The sequence below is a fragment of the Rhodoferax sp. ZS1R8 genome (genome assembly GCF_056521325.1).
The window spans coordinates 84,858-98,168 of sequence record NZ_JBWMBA010000003.1 but is presented as its reverse complement, the minus strand read 5'-3'; the positions used below and the strand labels follow the sequence as shown (position 1 = coordinate 98,168).

The 13,311-nt window shown below is 60.0% G+C and carries 11 protein-coding genes and 1 other RNA gene; 6 read left to right on the top strand and 6 right to left on the bottom strand.

Annotation, left to right across the window (positions count from 1 at the left end):
- Positions 1 to 90 precede the first annotated feature (90 nt).
- From AC097P_RS11345 to gyrA, 4 genes are read right to left on the bottom strand one after another with little or no spacing between them, the layout of a single operon-like run.
- Positions 91 to 2,088, bottom strand: a complete 1,998-nt coding sequence (locus AC097P_RS11345) for a bifunctional 3-phosphoshikimate 1-carboxyvinyltransferase/cytidylate kinase (RefSeq protein WP_479610527.1) — start codon at positions 2,086 to 2,088, stop codon at positions 91 to 93.
- Positions 2,089 to 2,091: 3 nt separating this feature from the next.
- Complete coding sequence (locus tag AC097P_RS11340) at positions 2,092 to 2,967, bottom strand: prephenate dehydrogenase (RefSeq protein WP_479610526.1); 876 nt, start codon at positions 2,965 to 2,967, stop codon at positions 2,092 to 2,094.
- Positions 2,968 to 2,988: 21 nt separating this feature from the next.
- Entirely contained in the window at positions 2,989 to 4,089 is a 1,101-nt protein-coding gene (pheA, locus tag AC097P_RS11335) for a prephenate dehydratase (protein ID WP_479610525.1), read from the bottom strand.
- On the bottom strand, positions 4,086 to 6,740 hold the full coding sequence (gyrA, locus tag AC097P_RS11330; protein WP_479610524.1) for a DNA gyrase subunit A: 2,655 nt from the start codon (positions 6,738 to 6,740) through the stop codon (positions 4,086 to 4,088). The genes pheA and gyrA overlap by 4 nt, the downstream gene beginning before the upstream one ends.
- Before the next feature lie 213 nt (positions 6,741 to 6,953).
- On the opposite strand from gyrA, the gene ompA reads away from it, so the two are divergent.
- The 5 genes from ompA to AC097P_RS11305 all read left to right on the top strand — a co-directional run bounded on the left by ompA (position 6,954) and on the right by AC097P_RS11305 (position 10,250).
- Entirely contained in the window at positions 6,954 to 7,592 is a 639-nt protein-coding gene (gene ompA / locus AC097P_RS11325; RefSeq protein ID WP_479610523.1) for an outer membrane protein OmpA, read from the top strand.
- A gap of 129 nt (positions 7,593 to 7,721) precedes the next feature.
- Positions 7,722 to 8,438, top strand: a complete 717-nt coding sequence (gene ubiG, locus AC097P_RS11320; protein ID WP_479610522.1) for a bifunctional 2-polyprenyl-6-hydroxyphenol methylase/3-demethylubiquinol 3-O-methyltransferase UbiG — start codon at positions 7,722 to 7,724, stop codon at positions 8,436 to 8,438.
- Positions 8,439 to 8,452: 14 nt separating this feature from the next.
- Entirely contained in the window at positions 8,453 to 9,121 is a 669-nt protein-coding gene (locus tag AC097P_RS11315) for an HAD-IA family hydrolase (protein ID WP_479610521.1), read from the top strand.
- 12 nt (positions 9,122 to 9,133) lie between these two features.
- Positions 9,134 to 9,522: a transfer-messenger RNA gene (gene ssrA, locus AC097P_RS11310) on the top strand.
- Positions 9,523 to 9,602: 80 nt separating this feature from the next.
- A complete protein-coding gene (locus AC097P_RS11305) occupies positions 9,603 to 10,250 on the top strand; it encodes a VTT domain-containing protein (RefSeq protein ID WP_479610520.1) in 648 nt (215 codons plus the stop codon).
- A 42-nt stretch (positions 10,251 to 10,292) separates the two neighbouring features.
- Here the strand turns inward: AC097P_RS11305 and AC097P_RS11300 are convergent, their stop codons facing one another.
- Together AC097P_RS11300 and tsaE are read right to left on the bottom strand one after the other, a co-directional pair.
- Entirely contained in the window at positions 10,293 to 11,708 is a 1,416-nt protein-coding gene (locus AC097P_RS11300; protein WP_479610519.1) for an N-acetylmuramoyl-L-alanine amidase, read from the bottom strand.
- Complete coding sequence (tsaE, locus tag AC097P_RS11295) at positions 11,708 to 12,214, bottom strand: tRNA (adenosine(37)-N6)-threonylcarbamoyltransferase complex ATPase subunit type 1 TsaE (RefSeq protein ID WP_479610518.1); 507 nt, start codon at positions 12,212 to 12,214, stop codon at positions 11,708 to 11,710. The genes AC097P_RS11300 and tsaE overlap by 1 nt, the downstream gene beginning before the upstream one ends.
- A gap of 27 nt (positions 12,215 to 12,241) precedes the next feature.
- On the opposite strand from tsaE, the gene queG reads away from it, so the two are divergent.
- A complete protein-coding gene (gene queG / locus AC097P_RS11290; protein WP_479611060.1) occupies positions 12,242 to 13,309 on the top strand; it encodes a tRNA epoxyqueuosine(34) reductase QueG in 1,068 nt (355 codons plus the stop codon).
- Positions 13,310 to 13,311: the final 2 nt, after the last annotated feature.

The window sequence follows — 13,311 nt, the reverse complement described above, 5'->3', positions numbered from 1 at the left end:
AAAGACCGCGGGGTTAAGTTGTTGAACCACACCACCAGTGCGCTGCTGCGCGAGAGGGGCGGTGAGGACCGACCAGTCTTGTTGAACGGTTCAAAAAGGCTGTTTGCCCTGCCACCAATCCAACACCAGATCCACCGATTCTTCAACCGTCAAATCCGAGTTGTCGAGCAACTGGGCGTCTTCTGCGGGCTTAAGTGGTGCAACGGCTCGGGATGAGTCCCGGGCGTCACGTGCCTCCAGGTCCGCGCGAAGAGATGGGAGTGTAGTTGAAATCCCCTTAGAAATCAACTGCTTATAGCGCCGCTCGGCCCTGCGCCCGGCGCTGGCGGTCAGAAATACCTTGAGCGGGGCGTCTGGAAAGATCACCGTGCCCATGTCGCGTCCGTCGGCCACCAAGCCCGGCAATTGCCGAAAACTGTGCTGCAAGGCGATCAGGGCATCGCGCACGCGGGGCAGGGCGGACACTTTGGAGGCGGCCATACCGGCTTCCTCGGTACGGATCGTGTCGCTGACGTCGTCGCTGTCCAGCAGCACGCGGCCGTTGGAGAAGTGGATGTGCAGGCCCTTGACCAGCTCGGCAATCGCCGCTTCATGGGCCAAATCCAGCCCCAGACCGGCGCGCTGGGCCGCCAGCGCGGTGATGCGGTACAGCGAGCCAGAATCCAGAAAGTGGTAGCCCAGCCTTTGCGCCAGCACCACGGCCAGCGTGCCCTTGCCGGACGCGGTGGGGCCGTCCACGCAGACGACAGGGACCGTTTGCTGCGGTGCGTGCGCGACCGAGAACAGGGCCTCAAAATAGTCCGGGAAAGTCTTGGCTACGCATTTCGGGTCTTCAATGCGCACCGGAATGCCAGCCGGGTTGAACGCCGCCAGTGAGAAACACATGGCGACGCGGTGGTCGTCATAGGTGTGGATGCTGGCGGCTTTCCAATCGGCAAGGGCTGCCGGCGGCGTCACCTGGATGAAGTCCGCGCCTTCGACCACTGTCGCACCCAGCTTTCGCAGCTCGTTGGCCATGGCGGCAATACGGTCGGTCTCTTTGACCCGCCAGCTTGCGATATTACGCAGTGTGGTTGTGCCGTCGGCGTAGAGTGCCATCACGGCCAGCGTCATCGCCGCGTCGGGAATGTGGTTGCAGTCCAGGTCTATGGCCTTCAGCGGCCAAGTGCCACGGGACACTTCCAGCCAGTTCGGGCCGCTGACGATGTGCGCGCCCATTTGCTGTGCGGCGTCCACGAAGCGGATATCGCCCTGGATGGAAGCGGCCCCCACGCCAAGGACCCTTATGGAGTTCTGGCCACTAGCCCTCGTCGCTATTGCACCTAGCGCTATAAAATAGCTAGCAGAGGAAGCGTCGGCTTCGACGTGGATGTCGCCTGGCGATTGCAGCTGGCAACCGGCGGTAATGGTGAAACGCTGCCAGCCGTCGCGCCGCACCTGCACGCCAAAACGGGCCAGCAGATTCAGCGTGATCTCAATGTAGGGGCGCGAAATCAGTTCTCCGACCACCTCAATGACGATGTTTTGCTGCGCAACCAAAGGCAGTGCCATCAAGAGCGCCGTCAGGAATTGGCTGGACACGTCACCCCGCACCTGGATGGGCGCATCCAGAACCAACGCTGGCGTGCCAATGCGCAGCGGAGGGAAGCCATCATTGCCCAGGTAGTCGATGCTGCAACCCAGTTGGCGCAAGGCGTCCACCAGATCGCCAATGGGGCGCTCGTGCATGCGCGCGATGCCGCCCACTTCAAAATCGCCGCCCAACACCGCCAGCGCCGCGGTCAAAGGGCGCATGGCCGTGCCGGCATTACCTAGAAACAGCTTGGCCTGCGTGTTACCCAATTGACCTGCTAGTCCGTCGATCTGGACGGTGTTGGCGCTGTGGCGGATGCCGCAGCCCAGTACGCGCAAGGCGTCGAGCATGACGCGGGTGTCGTCCGAGTCCAGCAGGTCATGCACCGTTGTGGTGCCTGCGCTAAGTGCGGCGAGCAGCAGAACACGGTTGGAGATGCTTTTGGAACCTGGCAGTGTTACCGTTCCCGATGCACCGGCCAGTGGGGGGAGGTCTAGGAATGCGGTGGAATACATCAATCAGGGGTTGTGTCGGGAGGTCATGCTCCAGGTGCCGCGGGTGTTGCTGGCTTGCTCGATCAGGCCCTCCAGCGCTTCGGTATTGCCGCTGGAAATCATCAATTCCAGCGCATGCAGGTTGCGCTGGAAGATTTTCGACTGGGCCAGCAGCTCTTCACGGTTGGAGACCAGGATGTCGCGCCAGACTTTGGGGTCGCTTGCGGCAATACGGGTAAAGTCCCGAAAGCCCGGGCCTGCCAGTGACAGGTAATCCTTGCCTTGCGGTTGGCCGGAGATCGCGTTCATCAACGCAAATGCGATCAGGTGCGGCAAATGGCTGACAGCGGCAAACGCAGCGTCGTGCTGTTCGGGCGACATTTTCAGCACCTTGCAGCCCAGCGCAGTCCAAACGTCGACGGCCTTTTGCAACTGCACGGTCAGGGTGCGCTCTATAGGCGTCAGGATGACCTGGCGGCCGGAGTACAGGTCGGGGTCGGCATTGTCCACGCCCGAAACTTCCTTGCCGGTAATCGGATGTGCGGGCACGAACGAGCCCACGTGTTCGCGCAGCGCACGGCGGCCGGCGTCGATGACGTCGCGTTTGGTGGAGCCCACATCCATGACCAGCATACTGGAGGTGACCAGATGCTTGATGGCCTTGAAGGTAGCCTCGGTGGCAGCCACAGGTACCGCGATCAGCACGATGTCGGCGCCCGAAACGGCCAACAGCGCAGAGGGCGCTTCCACGTCGATGACACCCATCAGGCGCGCACGCTCTGTGGTGCTGGGCGATTTGCTGTAGCCGACCACACGCTTGACCAAACCCGCGCGTTTGAGAGCGAGTGCAAATGACCCACCCATCAAACCGCATCCAATCAAGCCAAGCTGTTCAAACATAAGGGTTCCTGAAGATTGGCATCAATCGGCAACCGGGTAGGTACCCAGCACTTTGTAAAAGGCACTGAGGCGTTGGAGCTCCTGGAGCGCCAGCGCCACATGGGGCTGCGAGGGGTGGCCCTGCAGGTCGATGTAGAAATAATATTCCCACTGGCCGGTTCGCGCTGGGCGAGATTCAAAACGGGTCATGGATACGCCATGCGTCTTCAGCGGCACCAAGAGGTCGTGCACCGCGCCAGGCTTATTGGGCACCGACACAATCAGGCTGGTGCAATCCTTGCCCGACGGGGGCGGTGTGCCCAGGGTTTGCGGCAGGCAAATGATGGCGAAGCGCGTACGGTTGTAGGCCTCGTCCTGGATGGCATGGGCGGCGATGTGCAGGCCAAACTGCGTCGCCGCACGCTCACTGGCCAGTCCGGCCCACTTGGGATTGGTCGTTGCCAGCCGGGCGCCCTCGGCATTGCTGGATACGGGCCGGCGTTCGGCATGTGGCAGATGCTTGGTCAGCCAGGCTTGGCATTGCGCCAGCGCCAAGGGGTGAGCGAGAACAACCTCAATGTTGTCGAGGGAGTTGTCCAGGCGCAGCAGGTTGTGGCGCACCAGAAGCGTGACTTCGCCAATGACGTGGGTCGGGGAATGCAGGAACAGATCCAGCGACCGCGTCACCATGCCTTCAGTCGAGTTTTCGACGCCGACTACGCCATACTGGGCGCTACCGGCTGCCGTGGCGTGGAAGACTTCGTCGAAATTGGCGCAGTAGATCAGGTCGGCCGCACCACCGAAGAATTCGATCGCAGCCTGCTCACAAAAGGTTCCCGCCGGGCCGAGTACGGCCACCCGTTGCGGGGCCTCCAACGCGAGGCAGGCCGACATGATCTCGCGCCAGATGTCGGCGACGTGAGCACCTTTTAGCGGGCCGGGGTTGGCGAGCTGGATCTTGTCAATAACCTGCGCCACGCGGTCCGGTCGGAAAAAGGCGGTACCGTCGCGCTTTTTGACCTCGCCCACCTTCTCGGCCACCAGCGCTCGGTCATTGAGCAAGCGCAGCAATTGCTGGTCGATGGCGTCAATCTGGACGCGTAGTTCCGACAGGCTTGCTAAAGGCGCGCTGGGTTCGCTCATGGTTCTTGGGTGTCGCTGATCCCGGTGCCGTCCGTTGTGCCAGACGCGTCGTCTTCGCCAGCTGCGTTGGCATCGTTCTCCACAATACGCTGGAGGCCGCTGAGTTTTGAGCCCTCATCCAACCCGATCAAGGTCACACCTTGGGTGGCGCGGCCGAGTTCGCGGATCTCGCTGACGCGGGTGCGCACCAGCACGCCCTTGTCGGTGATCAGCATGATCTCGTCGTCCACATGGACCAGAGTGGCCGCAACGACCTTGCCATTGCGTTCACTCTGCTGGATGGCGATCATGCCCTTGGTGCCGCGGCCGTGGCGCGTGTATTCGGTGATGCTGGTGCGCTTGCCATAGCCGTTTTGGGTAGCGGTCAATACGCTTTGCTGTTCGTCTTCGGCGACCAGCATGGCGATCACGCTTTGCGTCTCGTCCAGCATCATGCCGCGCACACCGCGCGCATTGCGGCCCATGGGGCGCACATCATTTTCGTCAAAGCGTACGGCCTTGCCGCCGTCGCTGAACAGCATCACATCATGCTTGCCATCGGTCAGCGCGGCGCCGATCAGGAAGTCACCATCGTCCAGGTCCACGGCAATAATGCCGGCTTTGCGTGGGTTGCTGAATTCGTCCAGCGCTGTCTTCTTGACGGTACCCATACTCGTGGCCATGAACACGTAGTGGTCGGCCGGGAAGGTGCGTTTTTCACCGGTCAGCGGCAGCACAACGGTAATTTTTTCGCCCTCTTGCAACGGGAACATGTTGACGATGGGGCGGCCGCGGGAACCGCGTGAGCCCTGGGGCACTTCCCAAACCTTGAGCCAATACAAGCGGCCGCGGTTGGAGAAACACAGGATGTAGTCGTGCGTATTGGCAACAAACAACTGGTCGACCCAATCGTCTTCCTTGGTAGCTGTGGCCTGCTTACCGCGTCCGCCGCGTTTTTGCGCCCGGTATTCGTTCAGCGGCTGGCTCTTGATGTAACCGCTGTGGCTCATCGTCACCACCATGTCGGTTGGGGTGATCAGGTCTTCTGTAGACAGGTCGTAGGAGCTGTGTTCGACCAAGCTGCGGCGTGCACCCAGTTTGGTCTGGCCAAACTCGGCCTTTACATGTGCCAACTCTTCGCCAATGATGATGGAAACGCGTTCGGGCTTGGCCAGAATGTCGAGCAGATCTTCGATTTCTGCCATGACGTCCTTGTACTCAGCAATGACCTTGTCCTGCTCCAGGCCGGTCAGGCGCTGTAGGCGCATTTGCAGAATTTCCTGGGCCTGTGTTTCGGACAAGCGGTACAGGCCGTCTGATCCCATGCCAAACTCTTTTTCCAGCCCGTCAGGGCGGTAGTCATCGGCATTGATGGTGCCGCCATCAGCCCGCGTGCGGGTCAGCATTTCGCGCACCAGTTTGCTGTCCCAAGGTCGGTTCATCAACTCCGTCTTGGCCACAGGCGGTGTCGGAGATTCGCGGATGATGCGGATGAATTCATCGATGTTGGCCATTGCGACGGCCAGACCTTCCAGCACGTGGCCACGCTCGCGCGCCTTGCGCAGGTTGAACACGGTGCGGCGTGTAACGACTTCGCGGCGGTGGTCCAAAAAGACCTCGACCAGATCTTTCAGGTTGCACAACTTGGGTTGGCCATTGATCAGCGCCACCATGTTCATGCCAAACGTGTCCTGCAACTGTGTTTGCTTGTACAGGTTGTTCAGCACCACCTCTGGCACGGCGCCGCGTTTGAGCTCGATGACCAGGCGCATGCCGGATTTATCCGACTCGTCCTGGATGTGGCTGATGTCTTCGATTTTCTTCTCGTGCACCAACTCGGCCATGCGCTCTTGCAGCGTCTTCTTGTTGACCTGGTAGGGCAGCTCGTCGACGATGATGGCCTGGCGTTGGCCTTTGTCGATGTCTTCAAAGTGGCAGCGCGCGCGCATGACGACCTTGCCACGGCCGGTGCGGTAACCGTCTTTGACGCCGTTGATGCCGTAGATGATGCCGGCGGTCGGGAAATCGGGCGCAGGCACAATCTCCATCAACTCGTCGATCGTTGCCTCCGGATTTTTCAGCAGGTGCAGGCAGGCGTCTACGACTTCGTTCAGGTTATGGGGTGGAATATTCGTGGCCATACCCACCGCAATACCCCCAGAGCCGTTGACCAGCAGATTGGGCAGACGGGTGGGCAACACCAGCGGTTCTTTTTCAGAGCCATCGTAATTAGGGCCGAAATCAACCGTCTCCTTGTCCAGGTCGGCTAAAAGCTCATGCGCGATCTTGGACAGGCGGATTTCGGTGTACCGCATGGCCGCGGCGTTGTCCCCGTCGACCGAACCGAAGTTGCCCTGGCCATCCACTAGCATGTGACGCATGGAGAAATCCTGCGCCATGCGGACGATGGTATCGTAAACCGACTGGTCACCGTGGGGGTGGTACTTACCTATCACGTCGCCGACGATACGGGCAGACTTTTTGTAAGCGCGGTTCCAGTCGTTGTTGAGTTCGTGCATCGCGAACAGCACGCGGCGGTGAACGGGCTTGAGCCCGTCGCGCGCATCCGGCAGGGCGCGTCCCACGATCACACTCATTGCGTAATCGAGGTAGCTGCGCCGCATTTCCTCTTCAAGGCTGATGGGCAGGGTTTCTTTGGCGAACTGGGTCATGGATGGCTTAAAGCTATGTCGGAGACAACCTAGGATTCTACGGCCCGGCAGATGTCGTTAGATGGCAACATTCGAGCCAATTGTGCGCAGTACATTGCAATGGCCGTCAAAAGTTGTCGTTCTGGTATGGCACAATGGCCTGAACGTCCCTATTTGGGGCGTCCCAAAAATTATTCGCAGCGATGCTGCAGTTTGTTACGCAAAAGGAACGCCATGAAACAATTGAATCGAGTAGCAATCGCCCTCGCTGCTGCAGTACTCGCTACTGCGGCTGGTGCGCAAGAGATCCACAACTGGAGAAACAACTCCGGCGAGGTGTGGAAAAATAATTTCGGCGAATGCTGGCGTGACATCAGCTGGACCCCAGCTACTGCTGCTCCTGGTTGCGACGGTTACATCGTTCCCGCACCCCCCCCAGCACCCGCTCCTGCTCCAGTCGCTACACCTGCACCGGCTCCCGCGCCAGCTCCTGCTCCTGCACCCCCCGCAGTTGCAAGCAAAGTGACTTACGCCGCTGACGCATTCTTTGACTTCGACAAATCGGTGTTGAAGCCCGAAGGCAAGGCCAAGTTGGACGATCTGGCCAGCAAGGTCAAGGGCATCAATCTGGAAGTCATCATCGCTGTCGGTCACACTGACTCGGTCGGTACTGATGCTTACAACCAGAAGCTGTCGGTGCAACGTTCCGAAGCTGTGAAGGCTTATTTGGTGTCTCAAGGCATTGAAAAGAGCCGCGTGTACACTGAAGGCAAGGGCGAAAAGCAACCTGTCGCTGACAACAAGACAGCTGAAGGCCGTAGCAAGAACCGCCGCGTTGAAATCGAAGTTGTTGGTACACGTACTAACAAGTAATACGCGAATGGCCTAGGCCAATCTCCAAAAGACCCGCTTCGGCGGGTTTTTTGTTGCCTGTTGAAAATAAGCTCTCCCCCTCAAGGGATGCCTCCGCGATCGGCTACCTAATATGGACATAATTGCCCCATGAAAGATGAAACTGTGAATGCCGACCCGGCTGAGTTGGCCAAGTTTTCCGAACTGGCCCATCGCTGGTGGGATATGGACAGCGAATTCCGGCCGCTGCACATGATCAACCCATTGCGGCTGGACTGGATCCATTCCATATGCCCCCTCACCGGGCTGCGCGCGCTGGATGTGGGTTGTGGCGGTGGTATCTTGGCAGACTCCATGGCGCGCCGGGGCGCTGCAGACGTGGTGGGTATCGATTTGTCTACAAAAGCGCTCAAAATCGCTCAATTGCACGCCCTGGAAGCCCAAACGCCAAATATTGCGTACCGCGAAGTGAGTGTTGAAGCACTGGCTGCAGAGGCTCCCGCTTCGTTCGACGTCGTCACCTGCATGGAAATGCTGGAGCACGTGCCCGACCCATCTTCGGTCGTGCAAGCCTGCGCCGATTTGGTTAAACCTGGCGGTTGGGTGTTCTTTTCGACGCTGAACCGCAATGCCAAGTCCTTCATGCTGGCCATTGTTGGCGCTGAATACCTGCTCAACATGTTGCCCCGCGGCACCCATGAATACGCAAAAATGATCCGACCGAGTGAACTGGCCGGATTTTGCCGTCGCGCAGATCTGGATTTGCGGCAGACCAGCGGCCTGGAATACAACCCGCTGACGAGGCGCTATTCGCTGAGCCGTGACACCAGTGTCAACTACCTGTTGGCCACGCAGAAACCTTTTTGAAAGCGCCCACTCCTTTGCGTTTCCCAGATATTGCAGCTGTTCTTTTTGATCTGGACGGCACGCTGATCGACAGTGCACCAGATTTGGGCGCTGCTGCCGATCAGATGCGTGTTGCCCGCGGTATGCCCTCGTTGCCGCTGGTGTCGTACCGGCACATGGCAGGCGCTGGCGCCCGTGGCATGTTGGAGATAGCCTTCGGCATCTTGCCAGACGCACCGGATTTCAACGCCATGCGTGAAGAGTTTTTCTCCAACTACGCGGCCTGCATGACCGAGCGTACCTATGCCTTCGATGGCGTCCAGGAATTGATCGCACGTCTGGAGCAGCAAAAATTGCCGTGGGGCGTGGTGACCAACAAATCCTCCCGCTTTACCGATCCGCTGACCCGTGCCATGCCCTTGTTTGCCAATGCCGGCGCCATCGTCAGCGGCGATACCACGCCGTACGCCAAACCCCACCCCGAACCCCTGTTTGAGGCGGCCCGCCGGCTGGGCGTTGCGCCCGAACGCTGTGTCTATGTGGGCGATGACGAGCGCGATGTAGTGGCTGGCTTGGCAGCAGGCATGAAAACCGTCGCCGCCAGCTATGGTTATCTCGGCAAAAAGACAGAAATTGAGGCCTGGGGGGCCCATGCCGAGATTAATTCGCCCCTTGCGCTCTTGCAATTGCTGGCGAGCGCCTAAAATACGAGGCTTGGGGCTGCACTGGTTTCGACGTGGGTTCGGACGCGCAGCAGGGCATGTCGAGGTTCTGTTACCTCGTAAAACAGCAGAAAAAAACTAACTGCAAACGACGAACGTTTCGCACTCGCTGCTTAATTGCACGTGAGCCTCACAACAGCAAGCCGATAGGCTGGGCAAGGGTAGTCAGATCGAAAGGTCGGGCTGTCCAGGCTGTGGGGTAATTTCATTCGGCTGGGCCTGCCTTGGGTGACTTAGGGTGGGTCGAGAAAATAGGTTACTGGCGTTTTGCATAGCGTGCCACTGCGCGATGTAAAAGGCGAGACTTAAACCAGACGGCTACACATGTAGAACTGTTCGAAGAAGGCTTGCGGACGCGGGTTCAAATCCCGCCAGCTCCACCATACGTTAGCATCAAGGCCGCCGAGTTTCCCAACTTGGTGGCCTTTTTCTTTTCCCCACCACCTCACCTAGAGCCTCACGCATGGAATTGATTGCCTATTTGTTTGATTTTGTCTTGCATGTCGACAAGTACTTGGAGGCCTTCGTCCGCAACTATGGTCTGTGGGTGTACGCGCTACTGTTTCTCATCATATTTATTGAAACTGGCGTCGTCGTCATGCCATTCCTGCCCGGAGATTCGCTGCTGTTTGTCGTTGGGGCGATGTGCGGCGTCGGCCTGATGAGCTATCCGCTGTCTGTGGGCCTGCTGCTGGCTGCCGCCATTTTGGGCAACCAGTCCAATTACGCGATCGGCCGCTACATCGGACCCAGGGTGTTTCAGTGGGAAGATTCGCGGTTTTTCAACAAAAAGGCATTCGACCAAGCCCATGCTTTCTACGAGCGCTATGGTGGTATCACCATCGTGGCAGCGCGCTTCATGCCGTTTCTGCGCACATTTGCACCGTTTGTTGCGGGCGTAGCGCACATGAAACGCGCGCGTTTCACGTTGTTTGACGTATCCGGTGGTGCGTTGTGGGTGGGCGGTATTGTTACGGTGGGGTATTTTTTTGGTAATTTCCCATGGGTCAAAGCCCATCTGGACAAGATTATCTGGGCGATGATCTTCATCCCGGGTTTCTTCATCCTCTTCGGCGCATGGCGAGCGCGGCGCAAGCCCGCGGTCCAGTAGAAAACCCCAGCACCTGGGTCGGCAAAGCCAGATCCAGGAGGGCTAACTTCTCACCCTGTTGCGCGCCAAGGGCGGATTTTTCGAAAAGTAGCGCTCAATACCGCGCATCAGCGCATCGGCCAACTGGTTCAAAAACTCCTCGCTGTTGAGCTTGGCCTCTTCCGTGGGGTTGCTGATAAAGGCAGCCTCCACCAGCACGCTGGGAATGTCGGGTGCCTTCAGTACCGCAAAACCAGCCTGCTCCACTTTCGCCTTGTGCAGTTTGCCGACGCGGCCTATTTCGCCGAGCAGGCTGCTGCCCAGTTTCAGGCTGTCGTTGATCTGTGCCGTCGTGCTCATGTCCAGCAGGGCGCGCTGCACGGTGGCATCCTTGGTTTCTACGTTGATGCCGCCGATCAAATCGGCCTTGTTTTCCTTGGCGGCCATCCAGCGCGCCGCACTGCTGGACGCGCCGCCCTGGCTCAGCGCGAACACGCTGGCACCTTGTGGGTCGGGCGTGAAGAAGGCGTCGGCATGCAGGCTGACAAACAGGTCGGCCTGCACGCGGCGGGCCTTTTGTACGCGCACCTGCAGCGGCACAAAGAAGTCGGCATCGCGTGTCAGGTAGGCGCGCGCGGCGTTGCCGTTGACGCTGGTGGCGTTGATGCGGTCCCGCAGCAGGTGTGCCAGCCGCAGCACCACGTCTTTCTCACGCGTGCCACCGGGGCCGACAGCGCCAGGGTCTTCACCACCATGGCCGGCGTCCAGCGCAATGACGATGAGGCGGTCGGTTGCTGCCGGTGCCGGAACCTCGGGTTTGGCCGGAAGCCTTATGCCATTTGGGCCGCTAGCCCCCGTGGATGGCGCGTAAGGTGCTCCTGATTTCGTAGCACTTTGGGCGACCGTACTTCCGGGCTGTGGCGATGGTTTCTGCGTGTGCTGGTTGATCAATTCGCCCAGCGGGTCTGCGGGCGCAGGGGCGGGCGCTGGCTTAGGCGCACTGCCTGCAGGGGCTGGGCCTTCTTGCAGGCGCTGTGCGATCAGGGCCTCCAATGGGTCCGCTTCCTTTGCCGGGTACAGGTCCAGCACCAGGCGGTGCTGGTAGGCCGCCACCGGTGTCAGCGCAAACACCTGCGGGCGTATCGGTAGCTTCAAATCGACAACCAAGCGGACCACGTTCGGTGCGAACTGCCCGACGCGGATACCCGCAATATTCGGATCATCAGCGCGCACCTTGGCCACCAGTTCCTTCAGCGCGAGGTTTAGCGTGATGCCTTCGATATCCACCGCAAGCCGCGGAGGGCTGGGCACAAATTGCTGCTTGGTGGCCAGCGCGCTGTCGGATTCAATCGTCACCCGGGTGTACTCAGGGGCCGGCCACACGCGAACCGTGACGATATTGGCACCATGGGCCAACTCGGCCAGCCCCAGACTCAAAACAATGCTGCCGCCAGATTGCAGCAGGGTGCGCCGCCGCATCAAGGTTGCGGTCCCTCGGGCAGGCTTGCGCGCAGCAGGGCAATACCGGTAGGTGTGTTGGCGCGCAGGGTCACGTGGCGTGCGGCGTCAGGTGAGGTCACGATGGTGATGTCCATGTCCGCGCAGGGTAGCATGGCGCCGGCTTTCTCGGGCCATTCGGCCAGCTTCAGACCGGGGCTGGCGAAGATATCCCGGAAGCCGGCTTCTTCCCACTCGCGCGGGTCTGCAAAGCGATAGAAGTCGAAATGCCAGATGTTCAGTGTGGGCAGTTCGTACGGCTCCACCACCGCGTAGGTCGGGCTTTTGATGCGACCGGTAACGCCAAGCGCGTGCAACAGGTGGCGCACAAATGTGGTCTTGCCCGCACCCAGATCCCCGTGCAAGGCGATGAACGCATGCACTGCTTCCGGTAGGGCGGCCAGGCCCTCGGCAAAGCGCCGCGTGGCCGCTTCATCGGGCCATTCCAGGGTTTTTACAATAGGGGTGTGACGATCAATAGCACTCAATTCGATGGTAACCAGCTGGTTTCGCAAATGCAGGCCTGGGCCCGGGAATTGGGATTCTCCCAAATTGGCGTGGCCCCTGTCGATTTATCGTCGGCCGAGGCCGGGTTGGTGCAGTGGCTGGCGCGTGGTTTCCATGGTGACATGGCCTATATGGCCAGCCATGGCCTTAAGCGCGCGCGCCCGGCTGAGCTGGTGCCGGGGACGCTCTGCGTTGTCACGGCGCGCATGGACTACCTGCCGCGCAACACGCCTGAGGATTGGACGGCAGTGGAGTTGGAGCGCCTGCAGCGCCCCGGTGAGGGCATCGTGTCTGTCTACGCGCGGGGTCGCGATTACCACAAGGTTTTGCGCAACCGCCTGCAGAAATTGAGCGAACGCATTGCCGCAGAGATAGGCCCCTTCGGCCACCGCGCTTTTACCGATTCCGCCCCGGTGCTGGAGGCCGAGCTGGCCGCCCGCAGCGGCCAAGGCTGGCGCGGCAAGCACACGCTGCTGCTGAACCGCGAGGCAGGTTCGATGTTCTTCCTGGGCGAAATTTATGTGAACGTGCTGCTGCCTACCAGCGAGCCGGTGCAGGGGCATTGCGGCTCGTGCTCCGCATGCATCACTGCCTGCCCCACACAGGCCATTCTTTCGCCGCACACGCTGGATGCGCGGCGCTGCATCTCGTACCTGACGATTGAGCATGCCGGGCCCATTCCGCAAGAGTTTCGCGCGCTGATCGGCAACCGTATCTATGGTTGTGATGACTGCCAACTGGTATGCCCGTGGAACAAGTTTGCCCAGCGCAGCCCGTTAAAGGACTTTGACCCACGTGATGGCTTGAGCGGGCAACACCTGCAAGAACTGTTCAGTTGGACTGAGACCGAATTCCTGCAGCGCACTGAGGGCAGCGCCATACGCCGCATAGGGCATGAGCGCTGGCAGCGCAATATTGCAGTAGCTTTGGGCAATGCGTTGGCGCAGGGTGCGGACGTGTTGGCGTTTTTGCAAATGCATGCCGATCACCCCAACCCCTTGGTCCGCGAGCACATTGCCTGGGCGTTGTCACAAGCCAATCCGCAGACGCAGACGCCACCCCCAGCTGCGCCCTGATC